This window comes from Nitrosospira sp. Nsp14 (assembly GCF_900113575.1).
In the GTDB taxonomy this organism is placed as follows: domain Bacteria; phylum Pseudomonadota; class Gammaproteobacteria; order Burkholderiales; family Nitrosomonadaceae; genus Nitrosospira.
In genome coordinates this window covers 1-21773 of the sequence record NZ_FOPV01000031.1, presented here as the reverse complement: position 1 = coordinate 21773, position 21773 = coordinate 1, and the positions used below count along the sequence as shown (strand labels likewise).

General features: G+C 56.3%; 11 protein-coding genes. 4 read left to right on the top strand and 7 right to left on the bottom strand.

Annotation, left to right across the window (positions count from 1 at the left end; all coding sequences use genetic code 11):
• Positions 1-77 precede the first annotated feature (77 nt).
• The 5 genes from BM022_RS14495 to BM022_RS14475 form a co-directional block, all read right to left on the bottom strand.
• Positions 78-767, bottom strand: coding sequence for a tyrosine-type recombinase/integrase (locus tag BM022_RS14495; protein ID WP_143079606.1), 690 nt, complete (start codon positions 765-767; stop codon positions 78-80).
• Between the two features lie 320 nt (positions 768-1087).
• On the bottom strand, positions 1088-1858 hold the full coding sequence (locus BM022_RS14490) for a Mut7-C RNAse domain-containing protein (RefSeq protein ID WP_091140437.1): 771 nt from the start codon (positions 1856-1858) through the stop codon (positions 1088-1090).
• 114 nt (positions 1859-1972) lie between these two features.
• On the bottom strand, positions 1973-2446 hold the full coding sequence (locus BM022_RS14485) for a VOC family protein (protein ID WP_091140435.1): 474 nt from the start codon (positions 2444-2446) through the stop codon (positions 1973-1975).
• Between the two features lie 139 nt (positions 2447-2585).
• On the bottom strand, positions 2586-8438 hold the full coding sequence (locus BM022_RS14480) for a toxin TcdB middle/N-terminal domain-containing protein (RefSeq protein WP_091140433.1): 5853 nt from the start codon (positions 8436-8438) through the stop codon (positions 2586-2588).
• 38 nt (positions 8439-8476) lie between these two features.
• Positions 8477-11866 (bottom strand): Tc toxin subunit A-related protein, encoded by a 3390-nt coding sequence (locus BM022_RS14475; RefSeq protein WP_143079605.1) that lies wholly within the window; start codon positions 11864-11866, stop codon positions 8477-8479.
• A gap of 387 nt (positions 11867-12253) precedes the next feature.
• Between BM022_RS14475 and BM022_RS14470 the strand changes: the two genes are divergently transcribed.
• On the top strand, positions 12254-14335 hold the full coding sequence (locus tag BM022_RS14470; protein ID WP_091140429.1) for a multicopper oxidase family protein: 2082 nt from the start codon (positions 12254-12256) through the stop codon (positions 14333-14335).
• Positions 14336-14730: 395 nt separating this feature from the next.
• Positions 14731-16848, top strand: coding sequence for an AAA family ATPase (locus BM022_RS14465; RefSeq protein WP_091140428.1), 2118 nt, complete (start codon positions 14731-14733; stop codon positions 16846-16848).
• Between the two features lie 99 nt (positions 16849-16947).
• Here BM022_RS14465 and smbP read toward each other — a convergent pair whose 3' ends face one another.
• Together smbP and BM022_RS14455 are read right to left on the bottom strand one after the other, a co-directional pair.
• The gene (gene smbP, locus BM022_RS14460) at positions 16948-17292 is read right to left on the bottom strand and encodes a small metal-binding protein SmbP (RefSeq protein ID WP_091140426.1); all 345 of its coding nucleotides are present in this window, start codon (positions 17290-17292) and stop codon (positions 16948-16950) included.
• 205 nt (positions 17293-17497) lie between these two features.
• Positions 17498-18703 (bottom strand): cupin-like domain-containing protein, encoded by a 1206-nt coding sequence (locus tag BM022_RS14455; RefSeq protein ID WP_091140425.1) that lies wholly within the window; start codon positions 18701-18703, stop codon positions 17498-17500.
• Positions 18704-19305: 602 nt separating this feature from the next.
• Here BM022_RS14455 and BM022_RS15335 point away from each other — a divergent pair.
• Together BM022_RS15335 and BM022_RS14445 are read left to right on the top strand one after the other, a co-directional pair.
• Positions 19306-19860 carry a hypothetical protein gene (locus BM022_RS15335; protein ID WP_143079604.1) on the top strand — a complete coding sequence of 185 codons (555 nt, stop codon included), beginning with the start codon at positions 19306-19308 and terminating at the stop codon, positions 19858-19860.
• Between the two features lie 53 nt (positions 19861-19913).
• On the top strand, positions 19914-21272 hold the full coding sequence (locus tag BM022_RS14445; protein WP_177191749.1) for an alpha/beta fold hydrolase: 1359 nt from the start codon (positions 19914-19916) through the stop codon (positions 21270-21272).
• Positions 21273-21773 lie beyond the last annotated feature (501 nt).

Below are 21773 nucleotides of genomic sequence, written 5' to 3'. Positions count from 1 at the left end.
CCGGCTCAAGGATAAACGCAAAGCCGGGCATGTAAAGGTCAAGGCTTAGTAAAATTAAATGTCCGGGTGGGTCAGTTTTATTCCGGCCAAATAACCAAAAAGTGGGTCAGTTTTAAACCGGCGTTGACAGATAGCTCAATATCATTCCAAGTGATACTTAGTAATTCAGATAGGCGACAGGCCGATTCGATGGCAAGCACTACAAGTGGATATAGAAGGATGTTCTGTGACTGCTGACAAGCGGTTAGTAATAACTGCTCTTCATTGTTTTCTAGTCGTCTTGTCCTAGCATTGTTAGCTGTAGGTTTCCTAATTAAACTTACAGGGTTAGTCACAGGAATATTCCATTCCTTCAATGCCACTGTAAAGACGTGGCTTAGTAATGCCAGTTCTAGTCTCAACGTCGCCGGTTTGACGTCTCCCAGACGGTCATTACGATATTTAGCAATATCTTTCCCTTGTAAAGAAGACAATGATCTTTTAGCTAATGGATGTTTTAGCCATGACACTATCCTTCTTAGTTCCTGATCCTTCCCTTTCTTCTTAGGGGTAATCTCATCCCTGTATCTAATCAGGGCATCAGCTAACGTTGTCTTGTCTGCTGTGGAACGATTGATATAAGAACCCCTATCCATATCTGATTCAATAGAACGAATCCAGATGAGTGCATCCTTCTCATAGGTGAATGATTTACTGATGGGAGAATGCCCTTTGCGACGTACCTGGGCATTCCATTTACCGGAAGATAGTTTACGAACTGTTGCCATTTAAACACCTCATATCAATGTGACTGTGAATGAGATGTGAACAGCAAGAAAGGATAGGATATAACCTATTGATGTATAAGCTATAAGTCATTAGCAGCATACGGATTAAGAGTCCGCTGCTCTACCAGCTGAGCTAACGACCCGATTTGAATAAACCGGAAATTTTTACCGGACGAAAAACAAAAGTGGGATTCTTACCCCTGCGTTTCGCCTCTAGTTGAAATGCTACCACATCTGGGCAGAAATTCGAATGGGAAGCTGCGGCGCGCACCAACCCTCCTTTCTACCGGCTCCCTCTGCTCATCAGAGCTGTTCTTCCTTCACTGGCTATCGCCTGTATTTTGACCGGACGTTTGATCGATACATGTCTCCAGCATTGCCCGCATGCGATGCCAATGTGACCCTTCCCAGAAGACGCGCTGGCAGAGGTCGCAAGTGCTGAAGTGATCGAAGCGCTCGCGCACGGAAGGAGGGAGACGACTCAGCGCTTGCGCCTTCTCAATCGGGCGCAAAGGGGCGTTGCAATGCAGGCATAAGGTGAACGGCCGTACGCTGCGAGCGAGGTCCAGGCGGTCGAATATTTCGCACAGCTGCTGCGGCGGCTTCAGGGTGTGCACGAAGCAGCCGTGGGTAATCGAGCGGCGTTTGAGCAATTCGCGATCCCGCGTGAGTACAATACGGCGGTCGCGCACGGCGATTGTTTCGATTTCGCTATCCTGAAAGTTATTGTCATAAAGCGTGTCGAAGCCCGCCATGCGCAGCAGGTGCGCAAGCCCCCCCAAATGCGCATCGGCGAGAAAGTGCGTTACCCGTAATGGGTGCTCGCGCACCCTCAGCATGGGGGTGACGTCTATCATCTCGAACCTGGGAAAGACGGCGACGCGGTCGCCATGCTCCAGCAACCGGTCAAACCCTACCGACTCGCCGTTGACCAGCACCAGTTCAACCTCGGTATGAGGCACGCCCAGCGCTTCGATCATATGTTTGGCGGTCGCCGCCCGGGCGCAGGAGCATGCAAATTCGCGCCTGCGCCGTTCTGGGGCGAGGAAATCGTTCAGCTCCTCGTAAAAACGGAACGTTGCGGTGACCATTGCAAAAGTATGTCACTTTTCCGCCAAAGACGCACTTTGGGCAAGTCGAGGACAACCTTATAAACTGCTCCTTCCGCCGAAGGGTACAGCTGGCGGGTTTTTAGGTTGCTTCATTTAAAGCGGGTACTTGCCGGTTATAACCCATGCTTCCGTGGCCAGACGCAGCGACGTGCTCAAGTATTCCATGCGCACACCCATTTTATCCGGGGCGGTGATGACGGCTGTGGCCGGTTTATCGCACGCCGGCCGTATCAGCGCTTCGATCCCGATCCCTTGTTCCGTCAGTTTTTTTATCCGGCCTTCCAGGTCTGATTCCCAGATGCCGAAGTAGAGGATGTGGTCAGCATTTTTTTCGGAGAATATGCCGTTACCCCCCGCCTGGATCAGTTCCAGATAAGGCGGGCGGGACCTGGAATACGCAGCAACCACCTTGAGGTTTTCACTTTGTTGTGTTGCCGGATTTTCAATGCATAGTACGGTATCCGTCGGCTCCGTAAATTTCACATCCAGCAGGTTCGCGTAGTGCTCAATAGCTTCCTCATGATTACGAACGACTATCCCGATATGGTAATAAGAGGGCGTTAGCATGCCGGGCTCATGGTTACGGGAATAATAGAGGCCACATTTACAGGGTAATGAAAGCGCTGAGGCGTTTGCTCATTCTCTTCCGTTTATAAACTATAGTCAAAGGATCTTGTTCCTGATCGGCCGACCAAAAACACTGAACTCAACACTGGCTCGCTGAAACCTCGTTCGAGCTCGGGCCCCCAACCCAGGGGTTATAGTAAGTGTAGGCATGCTTTTCAAACGGATTGCCGCAGCCGCGGCTATCGAGCGCATTCCATTCGCTACCCGCTGCCGCGGCGAAGATGGAGCCGAAAGTGATATACGTCACGTAAAAACCCCATTCTCCCAGCGCCGCGACAATGCGCGTATGGTAGGCCTCATGCCTCGCTATGTCGTCACGCACATGCCCGTTGGAGTCGAAATTGCCGCTTTGGGTATAAACAATTCCCCCCAACGTCAATGCGCCAGTACCCGCGCCGACTTCCACGAACACCGCGCCGCGGCGGAAATCGACCCGCTTGCCGGAAATGGCAAGCCCCGCCACCACGAACAGTCCGATGATAGTGAATACCGGTGACTTGATCAGCTTGATGGCCCAGCTGAATGCCCAGGCAACGCCGCTATCGGACTCGTCCATCAGCGGCGTGAACAAGCCCAGAACGGAGACGCCCAGCGTAATCACGGTGGCGGCAATCGCAGCTGTGACGGCAGCGACGCCGGCCCAGATCAATATCCCATACCAGAACAGCACCGTCAGTACCCCGCCTATCGCGCCACCGACGATCCAGAGCAACCACTCATCCCAGGTGCGCGCCCCGTTGACCCCGGCCCCGATCGCGCCGATGATGGCGCCGACGATTGCGGCGACAATGATGGCGACCAGCAGGGGTGCAATCTCGCCGGTGGGGTCAGTGAAGTTGACCGGACTGCAATAGGCGAAGACGTAGAGATTGGCCGCTGCAAGCAGCGGCGGTATCTTGTCCTGGTTAATGAGGAGATATGGGTCCACGGTAAGGAAGCGGCCCAGCGCGGGCCGGTAGTAGCGCGCGCCCAGCAGCACCAGCTCCAGTCCATCGGAAAAGCGCCCGCCCTGAAAGGTGAAGGCGGGCTGGATTACCATCGAGATAAAGAGCCGCCCGTAAGGCGTATATTCATCGTGCCCAATGAAAGCGCCGGTGCGCCCGTTGGATAGCACGTTGACATTTCCCAGGCGATCGAAGTGATGAAAAACTGGATCGCCGGCGGCAGGCACCACGGCAAGCCGGCGATCTTCGTCGAACACGACGCGTGAAGCAACACCGTCATCGATCAGGTACAAGCCTTCGATCTCCACCCGGGTGTGCGTTTCACCCTCACGCGTGGTACGTGTCAACACCCGCCGATCGTTGTGATCGTACAAGTACTCGACGGCCGAACCATCGAGGCGATCCACGCGCGTGAGGCGATGGCGGCTGTCATAATGCAGGGTGCCCATCTCGGGGTCGCGCGTCAAATTCCCGGCGCCATCGTACTCGTATTCCGGATTTGCCGAGCTCAGACGCCGTACGAGCTGGTTCGGGCCGGAGCTGTCGCCCACACCGTTGCGGTATTCGAAGCGCGTGCCGATTTCATCATTGCGCAGCAGATTGCCAAGCACGTCGTATTCGTACGTGAAATCGAAGCCTCCAACGCTACCACTGGCGCGGGTGAGCCGATTGCGCGCGTCGTACGTGTAGACCTGATTGAGCCGCACCTTGCCGGGCACTGTGGACAGATCGTCGATGCGCAATGCCTGGCCCACTGCGTCCAGTTCGTATACCAGATGCTGGTAGCGATGGCCGCCGCCCGCCTGCTCCGTGCTCACCTCGTTGATCAGGTAGTCGCCCGGCGTATAGCGGCGGCGTGTTTCCAGGCCGTTGGCGAAGCGGATGCGCTCGCGCAAGCCGGTAGGGCCGTAGTCGATCGCATCGATGTAGCCGGGTATTGATTGCAGCATCCCGGATGGGGAATGGTTGTAGTCGACGCTGTTCCCGTCTGGGTAGACGACACGCGTAACCTGCCGCTTCCCGTTGTACTCGAAGCGGGTCTCGAACGTGCCCGGCACGCCATTCACGGTGCGCAGTATCCGGCTTGCCAACCCTTCGGCAGTATAGCCATATTCAACACTGCCGAAATCTCCGCTGACTCGCGCCAGCCTGCCCTGCAAATTTGCGCCCGGACCGCTGTCGTATTCGTAGCGCTCCAGCACCGCCTGGGTCGCGCCATCGCGCAGTTCCGCGATGCGCCCGCGCACATCGCGCAATGACAACAAGATGCGACCGTCGGCATCGGTTCGCTGCACTTCGTGACTGCCACCGTCGAAAACGAAAGCAGCGATGCCGCCGTCAGCAGCGGCGATGCGGATACGGTTGCCCCACAGGTCGTACACATTTTCAATCACTGCGTGGCCGAGCGGGTCGACGATACGAACCAGTCGTCGCAGCGGATCATAATCACGCCGCTGCTCAAAGCGGGCCGCGCCATCACGCTCTATGATGGAGCGCACCTGACCTGCGGCATCGAGCACGCTTTCACGCGTGGGTGCGGCAGCCGGATCAAGCGCCAGCGCGGCAGCCGCATCGGGGCCAAAGAACTCCACGCGGTTGCGCTGATAGCGGTGCAAGGTCCAGCGGCCATTGAAAAGGCGTTCGCGCGTCACGCGTCCGCGCGTATCGTGGTGAGTTTCGCTGGTGGCGACCCCTTGCGGAGGAGAAGCATCATACGCGGACTGCGAGGAGAAGTATGCGTCCCGGACGCGCAATCGCTTGCCCTGGATCGAATGCAGTTCCTGCTTGCCCACCGCCCAGCGGCCATCTTCCGCCAGCAGCTTCGTTTGGGTGCGGCGGCCGCATCCGTCCAGGTAATCGATCTTCTGGTAACCCGGCTCTGCGTCACCCGCATTGATCCGAACCCGCTGGATGACCGCATTTGGCACGATGTTGCGCACGTATTCGTATTGCTCCGTGGGCCGGCCCGGCACGGCATCGCGCTTGTAAACCGTCACCGTATTGCCGAGCGCGTCGAACTCGGTAACGGTATCAAGCCCGTTCAAATCCTCGATGCGCGAAACCTGCTGGGCGATTGGATCGATTTGCACGTCGCGCGTGGCGCCGCCGTCTTCGCTGAACGATACCGGATGGATTGCCTCGGCATCCAGCACCAGGCTGCGGTTCATGCCGCGCGCGTCGAAGGTTTCCACCTCGTTCCCGAAAGCATCCACCCGCGCCCGGCCAACATCGCGCACATAGATGGCGCCGAAATCGGGATCGGTCTCAGTGCGGTACAAGCTCGCCAGCAGCGCAGGCGGCACGCCGGCGTAAGCCGCGTCTATCTCGCGCTGGGTAAGCGCTACTTCGCTTTGGCGCACCTTGAAACCGTTTTCCACGGAGCCCAGCGGCAGGCCTACGAAGGGTTCGCCATCATAGTGAAAGCGTATTTCCTTGAGCAAAGCACCATTACCGTCGAGCTTGCGCATGCGCGCACGGAAATTGGTGGGGCCGTGCGCCGGATGGACGGCATAGCTGGTTTCAATCCGCAGTTGTTCCACCTGTTCCGCATCGCTGCTGTCGCGCCACACGCTGCGACGCACCTCACTCAAGCCGTTGCCGACGGCATCGAAGGTAAAATCAGCCTGCTCACTCTCGTACGCCGTCGCCAGATGCAGGCGTTCGCTCCTGCGCTGGGTTTCCACCGCGAGGTGGGCTGGCGCATCCGGCGACGTTCCGGCTACCTGAATCGCGGTCCAGACCGAATGCTCCAGCTGCAGCACGTCGCCGCTGATGGGGTCCAGGGTTTCGGTGCGATGGGGCTGGCCCCTCCCGGCGATGAACGCCGGGTCAAGCGCGGTGGTGTGGCGGGTGTGATAATAAAGCCGCTGCCTGACCGGCTGCTCCTGCGGACCACTGGTGCGGGTGGAATCGACCTCGGCGAAACCCAGGTACTCGCGCGCGATATCGTCGAAATGGCCATCGTGATAACGGAAATCGCTGACCGATGCTTCCCCGGTCACCTGGTCATGCAAGCGCAGTTGCTTCACTACCGGAACCACGAACGGAAGATAGCCGCTCCAGCGACGACCCTCGGTCAGGTCGCGCGTGCGCTCGAATGCAGAGGTGCTGTACTGGACTTCGGTAACCAACCCGCTGCCATTGTCGATACTGGCCAACAGGTGCGGCTTGACCCCGTCGAGCAGATCGAGAAACCAGTACGGCGCATGTCCTCCCTGCCCGGCCGGCGACGTAAACAATAGCCCGGCGGTACCGGAACCCTTCATGTCCGCCAGCAGCACGCGGTCAAAACCCGCCCGCGGCGTACGCGCAAGCACGATGGGTTCCGAATAGCCTTCACCCCCGCGGTTCAGGTATACGCGCACTTCCGAATTGCCCACGACGATGAGATCAGCCGTGCCGTCGCTGTTGAGGTCGGCAATGAACACATCGCGCTCGATCAGCGCACCGCCGAAGTCCGGGGTATCCGCCATGGTGCGCACCGCGCCCCATTTGCCGTTGCCGAGATACGGCCAGTACTGTATCTGCCGCGACTGCAACAACACGACATCGGTCTGTCCGTCCCCGTTCATGTCCGCCAGGCGCACCCGGCGGCTGAGGCCGGCAAGGTTGGGCAGCCCGCTATCGGCCAGCACCACCGGCGCGCTCCACGCGTCGCCCCGTCGGTTGAAGAAGGCAATGGGCGTACCGTTGCGGAAGGTGAGGAAATCGCTGACGCGGTCGCCGTCAAGATCGAGCAGGTGGCCATCCTCCTCCGTCAGATCGAAACTCGGCGCCAGCGCAACATTCTTTTTGCGGATAAAGCCCTCGCCCGGTCGATTTGGGTAATAGCCGCCGCCGTGATCACGCCCCACAACCAGATCCGCGTTCCCGCGCCCTTCCATATCGGCAAAGCGGACGCCGGGATCGGATAGCGCCACCCCGGCCGGCAGGGACCGTAGTGGTTGCGGCGGGCCCCACGTCAGGTCGCCGCGATTCTCCCAATACGTGCCGCCCTGTGCGTCGAGCCGAAATGCCGAGGGCAGAGCTGTGCCACCGAGATCGACCAGGGTCACATCCTCGCCCAAGCCAGGAGGAGGCACTACCGTGCTGCGGAAGCGTTCGATGCGGCGCGCCTGCGGGCTGAAAGTGGTGTAGGCGAAGCTGAGCGCAGGGAGCGCCGCGATTTCTACGACGCCGTTGCGGCGGCGTTGGCCGGTGAGCTCCACTCGTCGCAGCAGAGAGGCGCGAGTATAAGGGGCGGTTTCGTACTCAAAGGCGATTACGCGAGTGAGCGTATCCGGCAAGCGGTCCTGGTGCAGCTCAATGCGCGCGCACCGCTGGCTGGTACGTATCTCGAAACCCGCGTCGAATTGCGACCATGGATCGGGCCGATTTTCATAGATGAATTCCAGGCGGAACACGCTCCAGCGGATGGTGCGAGGATAAAGCTGATTGCCGTCCCGCCGGTACTCGATATTGATCTCTCGTCCACCGGGAAATACCATGCGTTCGACATGCCAGCGCTGTGTCCGTTGCAGGTCTCCATCGAAGACTTCCACGCGCGACGCGGCCGAGCTGCCGAAGTGCAGATCAACCAGCGCCAGGGTGCGGCTACGCCACGCATTTCCGTCGAGCGCAAAGCGCTGCAACTGCTGTGATACCGATGGCACATAATCGCCCGCCTCTGTTTTAACCAGCGGCATCGCGCCGCCGAGGCTGTATTCGGGTTCGCCCTCCGCCATGAAGGCGCGCGGCCTGCGCCGCTCGATAAAAGGAAGCGACAGGGACCAGCCGAGCCCGAAGATACCGTTTCCCGTCCCAGTGTCATAGACCAGTTCCAGTTGAGGCGCCAGCCCACCCGGGCCGGAAGGCAACTCGATCGGAATCTTGTAGCTGCCCCCACCCATTGCCAGATTCGGCTGGAACGAATCACCCAGCGAGCGCACCGCGGCCGCGCCGCCAAAGCGCGCACGGCTGTTCTCCCCGACACCGCTTTCCTTCGCCATTGCTCTAGTCTCCCCCTTCCCGCATCCAACGCCGCCCGTCAGGTCAAGCTGCCATCGGGGCGATAGTTGAAGACGTAGGTGTAAAAGATTTGCACGTCGGCAATATTGGCGCTATTCACGCCCTCACCCAACGCCACCCGCCAGATATCCATGGGAGAAACATCCTTCCATGCGGCGAACGGGGCCATGGTACCCACCGCTCCCGCTACGGTGCCCTGCGCGTCGGTATTTACCGAGACGGTGCTATTGTCGGACATCCGTGTGATGGTAAGCGGCACATTCTCCACGCTGGCTGCTCCCGCCGGGAGCAAACGGATACCAAAGGCGGTGAGCGTGGGCGATTCGTGGTTGAAAGCAAACGAGTTGGTATTGATGGCGAAATCGACGCTGCGTTCGGCATCGAGGCGGAAGTATTCGTCGGGATACTGGAAGCGCGAGGACAGCACGGTCGAGCGCCCGCCTGTGGTCGGATACAATGCTTTTACGTGTGCTCTCAGGCTATCGTGAAAATCGGCATCGAAGTAGACGACGAACTTTATGTCGCTGATGGCGTTGTAATCGATGTTGTTGCCCGAGCGCGGAATCTCCAGCGTCCATTCGCACTGCGGGCCCATGTTTTCGAACTGGCCGAGCATTTCTTCGGATGGCTGGAACACTGCGATATCGCGCCGGAACTGATAGCTCGACAGTACCGCCCGCTCCACCGGCATCACGCGGATAAATTTGGCCCACGCGCCGCTCACCATGCGCCACTCGGCGCTGATGCCGTTGTTGGTGAGGAAACCGCTCGCACCTTCGAGCGGTACCAGCCCTTCCACGAATAGTTCGATTTTCTTGATCTTGCGGCGATAAGTGCCGGGGTAGCGGCGATCGAAAATCTCCAGATCGGTGCGAAACGGCAGAATTCCGGTGTTGACGAAGGTGGCGAAACTGCTAGGAAACTCTTCCCGCAACGACAGCGCCAAGCGCACCGGATTCTTTTTCTGCGCGTTTTCCAGATAATCGCTGGTAAAGGACAGGATATCGCGCTTCAAATGATCGCCACCCAGCAAGCCCGCGGGCACCCCGAGCATATAATCTGTACGGATGCGGTTGAGCCGCCGGTCGAATTCGAGATCATAGGCGCGTTCCATCAGCAGCGCCGAATAGATGGCCGCGTCTAGATAACTCCGCGCCAAGTCCTGTAGCTGCGCCGCCAATTGAAACCACAAGTCTTCGTCGAACAGCCGGTTCTCACTGTACTCCAGCACCTCCTGCGACGCTTCCAACCGCTTCTGCTGCAGGATGACGTTTAGAGCCTGCACTTCATAACGCACCTGCGCCTGCTGCTCGCGCGTCTGCGCCATGGCCACTTCGGCCGCGGCTTCCGCCCGCTGGCGCTCGATACGGTTGCGTTGCAATTCCCAATCGAGCCACTCGCGCTTCTCGCCTACGGTATCGAAAAACTCTTCCACCGTGCCTTCATAGTCGTGCCGGGCGCCATCGTAACGCACGCCGGTGTAGCGAATTTCCTGATCGTTGGCGGCGGCGCTTGCCCACGACAAGGCGGCATTCATCGACGTCAGCTCCCGCCCCTTGGTATCCCATTCCGTGAGCGCGTCGTCCGCATTCTTCTTGCGCACCTCGGAGTATTCGCGGGTGCGGCGGGCAGCCTCGATCTCCAGGGCTGCGTCCTCCATGCGTTTGTTTTCAATTGCAAGCGCGGCCTGGTTGACGTCGACCGCGCTTTCCATCTGCATATGCTCGATCTTCTGGTTTTCCGCTGTGGTGCGATAACCGATGAACGTGCGCTCTGCCTCGATTGCGCTGTCCGCCATGTAGGTCGCCACGGACTGCAGGTACTTGTAGCGGAAAATCGGCGCGTAATCGGCACCGATGCCGAAGTAATTGAAGTTGTTGGCGAGATACTTGAGCCGCATGGCGGCCTGGGTGATGATGGCCGCCACCTTCGGGTTCACCGGGCCGCGCGGCTCGTTTTTCAGCTCCTTGATGACCTCAGCTGCGGACGCCTGCATGCTGCCGAATTTCCCCTGATAAAGCTCGGAGGAGGGCACGGTCAAGTCTGTGAGCAGGATAAATTCGTATTTCTGCTTCGCGGCAGCGCGCTGCTCGCGCCGGTATGAGCTGTTGCCCCACTGCAAGTATGCGTCAGCCATTTTCAGCCATACGTACGGTGCCTCGATGCCGAGGTTCAGGAAGGGATAAGCGAGGACCGACCGATATTCCTTCAGCGCTTTGTCATACAGGCCCATAGCGGCATAGCTGTCGCCAATGGCAATTGGCAGGACGAAGAAATACAGATGCACGAAATAGGTGACAAAATTCACATCCACTACTTCGTAGAAGTTGAGGTCTTCGAGGACGGTCGCCTGGATGCGAGTGTTATAGAGACTGTCGGTCAGGCTCGCAGCAAACGTATTGGCCTCCAGCGACAGCGTCTTTGCGCCAGCAGGAAAGAATAACCCGATTGATTTGGCCGCCGCGGCGCCGATACCGCCGGCCGCAGCTTGTTCGATCACGGCAGTGGCGCTTTTCCAGCCCCCAGCGTCGGCCACCATCATTAGCCGCGTTGCCTGGGGTTGAACCACTCCAGCGCGCAATTCGGCCCGGGCAATTGCCGCATCGGGCCGTAACAAGTCATGCAGGTTTAACGATCCGCCGGTGGCGAGGCGCACCGTGCGTTCGGGCGCCACTGCCGCCAGGACCGCGCCCGCTGCTGGCGCCGCACCGCTACCGTTGGTTTCCCGCTGCAAATTCGCCCGGTTGGTGCGCACCACGTCCACGGCTTCGAGGTTGCCCGCGCGCGAATAGAACTGCTCGGCCTTGGTAAAGCTGGCAAGCGCCTGTTCCAGGGCGGCCCGGCGCTCATTCCCGCTTGCGTAGGTGACGAGCATCGAGGCCGATTCATTGGTAAGTTGCGCCCCCAACTCCAGGTTGCCGGCGTCGGCCGCTGCCGTTGCCGCGAGTTCGTATAACTTCGCCGCCTCGCGCCAGTTGCCTGAGGCAACCAGCTCCCGCGCCCGCTCTCGCTGGCCCAGCACATCGTCTCTAACGACGCGCCGCGGGTCGATGCCCACGTCAGACCATTTCGAAAGTATCGGGTTGACGGGTAGCTCGCCAGCTTTGATCACGCGCTCCTCGCTCAGGGGCAGCTTGACCGCCGAGCCAGGTGAAAGCCTGAGCACTTCGCGACGGGAAAATTCCATGAGCTGGGTTGCCTGGACCGCGCTCCAGTCGAGATCGAGATAGATGCCAAGGCCCGGGGCGCGCGGCATTTCGGGATGGCTTTGTTCGAGGATTTTCTGGCGTAACGCCAGATAGTTCTGGAGCGCGATCGAATACTCGCGATGAAAGAAATTCAGGTTCGCTTCCGAGAGCAGGTCGCGATAGTCGCGCTCAGTCGCTGAAGCCGGGTCGGCAACCGCCATGCGCGTGCTTGGCAGCCGCTCGGAAACTCGTGGGTACAACTTGCGAATGGAAAGAAAATTCTCCTGATACACAGCCATTGCGCCTCCCCCTTTTTAGTTGAGTTGATTCGCCACCTCCAGGCTCAACGATATCAACATAGGATACGAAATCGCCTACGTCAAGTTACGCCGGCTTTATTAAAATCTTGTGAAACGATCCCGGCTGAAGGTACTGAAACAGGCCATTATGCGTGCCGACCATGGCCACCGAGGCGGCCGTGGCACACGGCCATTGACCATACAAGCACGACCTTGGATACTTTACGTTTCAGCTGGATTTACTGTCGTTCCGGCATTGTCCCGGCACGGGTCGCGCCGCATAAGAATCGGCAACAACGGAGGTTTTGAATGGTTTCCCGACGCACGTTCCTGAAGTACACCGGCAGCACCATGCTCACGCTGTTCGGCTTCGACAAGCTCAGCGGTATATCCAGAGCGATTGCGGCAATTCCGGGAGGCACGCTCGATCCGAACCTTATAAAGAAGTTCAAGACCCCGCTGTTCATCGTGCCTGCAATGCCCAAGGCCGGCAAAATCAAGCTCAAAGGCGGAAAGACCGCGGACTATTACGAAGTTTCCACCAAGCAGTTCTCGCAGCAGATCCTGCCCGCCGGTTTACCAGCGACCACTGTTTGGGGATATGGCCCTGTGCACTCGGTGGAGGGAAAGGGCGCGCACGATTACCACGCGCCGTCCCTTACGATCGAGGCGAAATGGGATGTGCCTGTGGTCGTGAAATGGACCAACGACCTTAAGGATAAAGCTACAGGGGATTATCTCCCGCATCTGCTTCCGGTCGACCCGACGCTGCACTGGGCCAATCCCCCGGGGGGAACAGCGGGACGCGACATACGCCCAAGCTTTGCCGCTACTCCGCGCGCCTACGAGGGTCCGGTGCCGATCGTCGCGCATGTTCACGGCATGGCCGGGGTGCCGGACCACAGCGACGGTTATGCGGAGGCATGGTACCTTCCCGCGGCGCGCAATATCCCTTCCGATTATGCCGCTACGGGAACATGGTATGGGTTCTTCAATCAGAAAGCGAACGGCAATGAACCGGGCTGGGGACGTGGAAACGCGACGTTTACCTATCCCAACGCCCAGGATGCTGCAACGCTCTGGTACCACGATCATACGCTCGGCTTGACGCGCCTGAACGTCTATACCGGACCCGCCGGCTTTTACATCATCCGCGGAGGTCCGACCGGCGACGAAGCAGTAAAAAACAAGATCGGCGGCGCCTCGGCGGTCCTTCCGGGTCCCGCGCCAAAACATAATGACAAGGTTGCGTCGGACAGGGCATACCACGAAATTCCCCTGGTGATCCAGGACCGTTCATTCAACGCCGACGGCTCGCTGTTTTATCCTCAGACCCGGGCGTTCTTCGACGGCACCACAGGCCCCTTCATTCCTGAATCCGATATCTCCCCGCTCTGGAACCCTGAGTTCTTCGGCAACACGATCATCGTGAATGGCAACACCTGGCCATTCCATACCGTCGAGCAGCGGCGCTATCGCCTGAGATTGCTGAACGCCTGCAATTCCCGCTTTCTGATCCTCGATTTCAGCGGCATTCCCGGGGTCGAGGTATGGATGATCGGCAGTGAAGGCAGCTTCCTCGCCACCCCTGTCAATATGACGACAATCAATGCCAACAGGATCCTGCTGGCGCCGTCGGAACGGGCCGACGTTATTGTCGACTTTGCCAAGGTACCAGGTGGCCGCCACATACTCCGCAACGTGGGGCCGGATGAGCCGTTTGGCGGCGGCGAGCCGGGCAAGGATTTTACGGTTGCGGAACCCGCCACGACGGGGCAAATCATGGAATTCCGCGTGGTGCGGGCTAAGGTGGCTGATCACACAACCGCGCCCGCTAATCTGTTGCTGCCCGCTATCGGGGCGCTTCCGCCAGCCACGGCGACACGTTCGCTCGCGCTGTTGGAAGAGATGTCCAGCCGCTTCGAAGATGCGCCCGCGCAAACTCTGCTTGGTACCGTGAGCGGCGACCCCGGCACCGTCGTGGCGAAGGGGGTAAAACAGATGTGGATGGACCCCATCACCCAAAACCCTGCGGCAGACGCGACCGAAATCTGGGAATTTTATAACACCACAGAGGATGCCCACCCGATGCACATCCACGCAGTATCGTTCGAGCTGGTCAATCGACAACCGATAACGGTGGATGAGGAAAATGGAACGGTACAGATTGCCGCTGACTCCCAGCCCCTGCCGCCGGAGCCCTGGGAGCTGGGCCGCAAGGATACGATCATTGCTTATCCCGGCCAGGTCACGCGGGTGAAGATGACCTTCACCAGTCAGGGACAGTACGTCTGGCATTGCCACATCCTTGAGCATGAGGACAATGAGATGATGCTGCCGTACCGCGTTGGCCCGGTTCAGCCGGGACAGCCGGATCATGAGCAGAAATAAGAGACCGAAAAGTCATCCCGCTTGAACATCATGCCCCGACCGGCCACATCCCAACGCCGGCGAGCCAACGTTTTGCATTGCTCCGCGTAGTCCGAAGCTGTCTCTCAAACGGCCATGCCCCAGGCGGGCGTCGAGCCATCGTTTTGCTTCAAGATGGGGCGACTTGTCGAAAAGTATTACACTACATAGACCAGCCACACCGTCATGCGTAAATAACGATTCGAATCAGTTTATTACGTATTGTTTATATAAGGCACGCATCTTGCTTGCGATACTCCGATACGGCTATAGCTCGTGTCTGGACGCCCTTGACTTTCAAAGTACTGATGCGGGGACGGTAGCAAAATATACGCGTGCTCCATTACCTGACAGAGAAGCAGGACAAAAGAGAATTTATGCGCCTTATCCGATTTCTGGTCACAAATTTTCGCTCTGTCGAGAATAGCGGTTGGGTCGACGTGGATAACGTTACCGCCCTGATTGGAGTGAATGAATCGGGCAAAACAAACCTCCTCGTCCCGCTCTGGAAGCTGAACCCCGCCACAGGGGGCGAAATCGAGCCCGCCTCGGACTATCCCAAGAAACATTTCGGCGCCATACGCCAGGCGCCGCAAAATTACTGCTTCATCACGGCGGAATTCGAGACTGGGCCGCTTGCGAGCGAGCTCTCCCACAAGGTAGGAATTAATCCCGAAGAAGCCGCGCTGGTATCGGTGAAACGGTACTTTAATGGAGAGTATTCGATATCTTTCCCCCGATCGGAGGGCATCACCGTCGCAGATGCGTCAGATGTAAACTCCGAGGTAAAAAAACTGATCGTGGCTGCAACGAAAAGCATTACCGATCTGGCACCCACAGGGCAAGAAGGAGGGCAAGAAGACGAGTTGAGGGGAACGGTCCTCGCCAAGTTGAACGTTGTGCATGACAGCCTCGCGGAACGACGTCTTTCAGCAGGCGAAGCTTCGGAGTTCAAGCAAGAGCTGCAATTCCTGATCCAGGAGCCCGACAGAAGATCGAGCGCAGTTTACGGCCGAGTAGCCGAATTGCTGGATGCAATCGAACTTATAACCTCCGAAGTTACGTCACTGCCCAAAGGCGCCGCGGACGTAATGATCACCGTCCTCGAGGCGTTACCCAAGTTCGTTTATTACTCCGAATTTGGAAACCTGGATTCGGAAATTTATCTTCCGCATGTGGTACAAAATCTTAAACGGACCGATCTCGGCTCCAAAGAAGCCGCCAAGGCCCGAACCCTCCGCGTCCTGTTCAAATTTGTAGGGCTTGAGCCGGGCGAAATCCTGGAACTGGGCCAGGACCTACGGGATTCTCGCAACAACGAGCGCGAACCGACCCCGGAAGAGATCAGTGAAATCGCGCTGAAGAAAAGGGAGCGTTCGATACTTCTTCAATCCGCCGGCGCCGTCCTGACGGAAAAGTTTCGAAACTGGTGGAAGCAAGGAGATTACAAATTCCGCTTTGAAGCGGATGGCAGTCATTTCCGCATATGGGTATCGGATGACCGCCGCCCCGAGGAAGTGGAGCTCGAGAGTAGAAGCACCGGCCTGCAATGGTTTCTTAGCTTTTATCTGGTCTTCCTCGTGGAAAGCGAGGGTGAGCACCAAAGCGCTGTATTGTTGCTCGATGAGCCTGGATTGTCGCTGCATCCCCTGGCGCAAAGGAACCTGTCCGCCTTCTTCGACAATCTCGCCAATTTCAACAGGATTCTCTACACCACCCATTCACCATTCCTGATCGACGCAGAGCACCTTGGACGCGCACGCAAGGTTTACGTGTCGGAAAATGGCACGACCAAGGCTACGCCCGACCTTCGGCATGTCGAGAAAGATCCGCGCCAAACGGGTGCCGCCTATGTCGTTCACTCTGCATTGAATCTGAACATCGCGGAAAGCCTGCTGCCCGGGTGCCAACCGGTCATTGTCCAAGGTTCATCGGACCAATATTACCTTTCGGCTATCAAAACTCTGCTTATCGGCGCCGGCAAGATAACGCCGAAGCGTGAATTGGTGTTCGCTCCATCAGGCGGCAGCAAAACAGCGGAGGTGGTCGCAGGTATCGTTACAGGCCGCGACGAGCCGTTGCCTAAAATGATCCTAAGCGGTAGCGAAACAGGAAAACGCACCGCCGAGGAGCTGAAATCGGGGCTATACCAGGTCGCCCCAGAAAGGGTGTTATCAACCGATGCTTATGCAGGTTTTGCCGGGTCTGAAGTGGAGGATTTACTACCTGTTTCTTTCTTTGCCCAGGTCATAGACCGCTGGGAAAGAAATACCGAGATACCCTTCGCGGATGTGGTGGTTGCCGGTAAGCCGCTTGCAGGGCAAGTCGAGGGTTGGGCCAAAACCCAGGGCGTGACGCTACGCGACGGATGGAAAGTTGAAGTCGCAAAGCGGACCAAGGACCTTGCGCTCAAAAAAGGCATTAGCGCATTCGATCATGCCACTGTGGCGCGATGGACGAAGCTGTTCCAGGAGCTGATTGCGGTTAGAAGCTAGCAACAGCGATCAACTCCCCCTCCCCCTCTTACCGCAACTCAAGCTGAAAGACAAAACCGCGACGAATAGGACCGCCCGCGCTTATAACTGCGACTCAGCCTAATCGTCCGTGGACTTCCGCATGTGCTTTAGTGCTTCTTCGACGTGCTTAGTGGCGACATCCGCATGGTCCGCTTTAGCGTGGTCAATTGCTTCCTGCAGGTGCTTGACGGATTCCGCCATGTGCTTGCGCTGTTCTTCGTGCTGTTTTTCGGATGCCTTGGCATGCTTCAGGCTTTCCTCGGCGTGTTTTAGCAACACCTTCGCGTGGCCATCCTCGCCGTGTGCCTTGGCCATTGCAGCATGCTCGACTGCCTCAACCGTGTGGTCCTCGCCAGCGATAACGGGAGCACTCAGAAAAAATGCCAAACTGCTCATTGCAAAGGCTGCTGGTAGATGTCTCATGACAAATTCCCCTCCATATGAAAGTCACGATTTTCAAAAACAGGATGAGGCGGCACGACTCCCCGTATTCACATAAGACCAGAACCGCTTCATTTCACTTGGACGATTTCTATAAAAGAGATCGATATTTTTTTATAGCACAAAACCAAAAGGAAAAACGACGCCGTCTATTCAAAGGCAGGGACTTCGTGCTGCCGGCGTTTTTTCAGTACAGCGTTGTTTCCTGCTCGTTGTGAGCGGTATCGTTTGCCAAAGCCCCCATGTTGCCGCGTATGCCGGCGCCAATGACTTCAATGCAGCTTTTCCAGAAACCGCCCGAAAGCAGTTGCAATGCGCGGAAATACCTGTTTGAGATCTCGGTTGGAGCGGTGTATCGACAGGTAACCCCGAGTCCTTCTTCATTGAGGTTGATCGTCTTGTGCCACATCCATGCCGGGAAAAACAGAACGTCTCCCGGATGCAACTCGAGCTCATAGCGTGGGGCGTATTCCATGAGGGGATAAGCGTCGCGATCCTTCGGCTCCCCCTGTTCATCGGCCTTGAACGCCGCAAACCGGCGCATGCCATTCCCAAGCGCAGCAGGGTATAGCAGCCAGGAATATTCGGCTTCGATCAACGTCCACCGTTTTGAACCGGACACGGCCATATACCAGTTGGGACCCTCCTCGCAGTGATAGTTGGCGTTTAATCCCGCGCCCAGACCGAGAATCAGAAAGCTGAGAACAGGTTTGGACGGCCGGCCCATGACCGGGAAATATGAGTGCGACTTTGGGATGCGAAAATAGTCGTAGAAAACCGGATTCTGGTCGAGCAGCAATTGTTGCGGGATGAAATTGGTGCGGCGATCTTCGTCGATCTCACGCAGCGAAACGTTGATCATCTTCTTGGTTCGCTTATCCAGAACCTGCACCACAGCGTCAGGGAAATGTTCCGCAAGCCTCGACAGCGTCCAGTCGGTCGGCGCGTTTTTCACAAATCCTCGTAGTATGCACGGTACGCCGCGTTTGACATGCTCGGAGTAGAACTTGCGCGGCTCGATCTCGCCCGCCTGATACTCCGTGATCGCCAGCACCTGATTGCGCGAAACGCCGCGGTCTTGCAACCGGCGCAGCATTCGCTGCTCCGTCCGCCTGCGCGCACCCTGCAGCAGCGCGGGATTGTTAGACAAATGCTGAAGCAGCAGAATTGTCTTCAATGCCAGTACGTTCCCATACCCCAATGGTAGTTTCGCTATCCCACGCTTGCCCATTCGCTCCACAAGAAAAGTACGCAGGAAAAGCTGCTGCTCCACCACCAGCTGCCATGTTGCATAGAGAAAGGTCGCAAACCCAGCTAGCGGTGTCGATAGCGTATTTGTGACCCGCTCAAGTACTGTTTCTTTTTCTTTTTCTGTGCTGGCTGCATTTTCCATCCGATGCCCCCTTTGGTTTCCCCGTCATATTCATTTTAAACTTACGGATCAGTTCACGCAAAACTTCGCCGCCCGGCTTTTTCGAGTTGTCATTGGAATAAACTAAGTATAGGGGATATGAATGGAATGCGTTTTTTTAAATTTCAAGGCATTAATCGAAATGGGCAGCGGAGATAAACCCTTATGGCATAATGGCACAAAGTCCATGTTTTAAATACGGCAACTCATCAATTAGATAGCTTTGCTTTTCAACGAAGAGGTTGCGGTTAGGCTTACCTAATATTTATTGGTGGTGGACAACAAGCGAAAAGAACAGTACCTCAAACATTAAAAAAACAGAGCCCGGTAGTAAGATTAAGCCATATGTCTACTGGCAAGCCTCAGAGTAAAGGCATCATCTGTGAAAGCAATAAAGAATCCGTCTCATCCCGGAACAGCAGGAAGTTTTGCAATTAATTAAGGAGAACTTCGGGTCGCTCCCCGGGAGGTACCGGAATATAATCTAGCCTTCAGACTTTTCGATCGGGATAGTAAACGGATGACCATTTTCAGCACAACGGGTTTTCCAAGTTCAAAACTGGGCGACTAACAAAGGTGTTAAGTTGACTGCTTCAGAGCGGCACAATGTTGTAGCTCTTGCTGGGCGGCGGATTGACGCTCCTAATTCCAAAAGAACGCGCTTTCCACTGGAACAAATACCCACGGTTCGTAACAGGTTGGCAGAATTTCTAAACTATCACGAGATAAGTTTGTTGGTTTCCTCAGCCGCCTGCGGTGCCGATTTATTGGCATTGGACGTGGCCAGTAGCTTAGGAGTGCGATGTCAAGTGGTACTGCCTTATCACCCTGACAAGTTTCGCCGTTCCTCGGTCACGGATAGACCCGGAGAATGGGGATTACTCTACGATAGGCTCATCTACAAGATCGGCGCAGCAGGAGATTTGATCGTCCTGGACGATAAATCAACGGATGAATTTGCATTTAGGCACACCAATGAAGCAATCATTCATTTAGCATCTTTCGCAGCCATGCCAGAACACGCCGGCGCTGTGCTAGTTTGGGAAGGCAGATCGAACGGCAAAAATGATTTAACTGCAGCGTTTGAGAACCTTGCCACTGCTGCTGGTATGGCTATCTATACGATTCTTACTCGCTAGTCGCATATCCGTATATCTTCTTCGCGCGTAATCCGCCTATCAAACGTACCCTCGTGCCAATACAAGTTAAGTATCGCTTTAGAAACCAAGACGTCGCTCTTATCTTCCTACATGGGTTCCTCGGCAACACTGAAGCAACGTGGGCCTCGTTTCCCACTTTTCTAGCTAATGAACCCCGAATTACATCATGGGATTTATTTGGGCTTGGATACCCCACAAGCTTGCGGCTCGACGTGCGAAATATATGGTCGTCTGATCCCGATATTCGAACGCTTGCGAGAGAGTTAAGAACGACGCTTTCGCTGCCCCCGTTCAGCAGCTACCGCAAGATAGCTATCGCAGCTCATAGCATGGGGGGGCTAATAGTCCAACGTGCAATGGTTGATGATGTTGCGTTAAAGAATCGGCTTAGCCATGTTTTCTTATTCGGAACACCCAGTGCTGGATTGGTCAAAGCCGGCTTTTTCTCTTGGTCAAAGAGACAGATCTCAGACATGGTTGCAGATGGACCGTTCATTAAGTCGCTACGACACGAATGGACACACGAATTTGCACGGGGAATGGGGTTTCAATTTTACGTAGTCGCAGGAGATATGGATGAGTTTGTGCCGGCATCTTCATCATTAGCACCATTTTCGGACAATGTTCAAGCCGTAGTACCGGGTAATCATTCGGAAATCGTTAAGCCGGTAGAACCCTCTCACCAAAGCGTTCAATTAATAATAGATGCGCTGGCTGGAGGGGGAAACGTACGACCAATTGTCGACGGAGCACGGTTGGCACTAGAGCGCAGTGATTTTTATGAGACGGTCAAGGTGCTCTTGCCTATTGCCGCGGAACTGGACAAGCCAGCACTCGCCGGCCTTGCGTTGGCTCTTGAGGGGCTGGGGCGAGGCAGCGAAGCTCTTGCTATTCTTGAAACTCACAGCGGTCGAGATTCAACCGAAGCGTTAGGTGTATTGGCAGGACGTTTGAAAAGGCGATGGCTAGCGGAGCGACGTGCCGGTGATCTCAATCGAGCAAAGGAGCTTTACCAACTCGGCCTAAATAAGGCCGAGGCCGCCAATGATCATGAACAAGCCTTATACCACGCAATCAATATTGCCTTTCTGAACCTCATGGAAATTCCAGCTGCGGCTTCTATTCCGACCGAGATACGTATTATGGCTGAGCGCGCTCTCGAACACGCAAAACAGGTCAGGAATACAAATTGGTCTCTTGCAACTCAAGGAGAGGCTCAACTGATGCTGAAGGACCTTGAGCGAGCTGAACACTTCTATGCTGGCGCGATTTTGGCAACCAATTCACCACGCGAGGTAGATACTATTTATTCCCAGGCTATCCGCGTTGCTGCTAGGGTCTTTGGCCAAGATGGCGCGTCTCGTATTGACCAGCTATTTGACTTACCATAGCTGCTTATCCAGTCGAACAAAAAAGACAAGAGGAACCTGAAAGAGATAAGGGGCTCGTTCCCGTTAACACATAGCGTGATAAAAATGGATTTTTCGTCAACCCTGAAAAAAGCAAAATGCTTGAGATGGAAGACTCGCGTTCCGAGGAGTCATCAAAATCGACAATGGGTCATCTCATCCCTCCCCGAAAAACTAGCCTTAATTCCTACCGCGCATTCATACCCACACTCACGATCGGGCGTACCAAGGTCCAATGGTTTCGGCCATATAACCCGGTAATATAACAGTCTGGTTCCACGGGTGATGCAGCGACGCGTCAATTTCTTCGCATCGTCAATTGACTGGGTTGCTAATCCCGCCAAATGTTAGGATTTTCACTTTTTTCAGGCAATAGAGTTAAAGGGGATGACGTCATCCCCAAAAACTAGGGCAGTTCTAAATTAGAGTAAAGTCGCATCTGGCTCCCTTATTGAAGGAGTTTGAAGCGATGAAGAGATCCCG

Excerpts from the sequence above, each read along its gene's own strand:
- BM022_RS14470 (WP_091140429.1), top strand. The coding sequence starts at position 12,254 with ATGGTTTCCCGACGCACGTTCCTGAAGTACACCGGCAGCACCATGCTC.
- BM022_RS14465 (WP_091140428.1), top strand. The coding sequence starts at position 14,731 with ATGCGCCTTATCCGATTTCTGGTCACAAATTTTCGCTCTGTCGAGAAT.
- BM022_RS14495 (WP_143079606.1), bottom strand. The coding sequence starts at position 767 with ATGGCAACAGTTCGTAAACTATCTTCCGGTAAATGGAATGCCCAGGTA.
- BM022_RS14475 (WP_143079605.1), bottom strand. The coding sequence starts at position 11,866 with ATGGCGGTTGCCGACCCGGCTTCAGCGACTGAGCGCGACTATCGCGAC.
- smbP (WP_091140426.1), bottom strand. The coding sequence starts at position 17,292 with ATGAGACATCTACCAGCAGCCTTTGCAATGAGCAGTTTGGCATTTTTT.
- BM022_RS14485 (WP_091140435.1), bottom strand. The coding sequence starts at position 2,446 with ATGCTAACGCCCTCTTATTACCATATCGGGATAGTCGTTCGTAATCAT.
- BM022_RS14490 (WP_091140437.1), bottom strand. The coding sequence starts at position 1,858 with ATGGTCACCGCAACGTTCCGTTTTTACGAGGAGCTGAACGATTTCCTC.
- BM022_RS14480 (WP_091140433.1), bottom strand. The coding sequence starts at position 8,438 with ATGGCGAAGGAAAGCGGTGTCGGGGAGAACAGCCGTGCGCGCTTTGGC.
- BM022_RS14455 (WP_091140425.1), bottom strand. The coding sequence starts at position 18,703 with ATGGAAAATGCAGCCAGCACAGAAAAAGAAAAAGAAACAGTACTTGAG.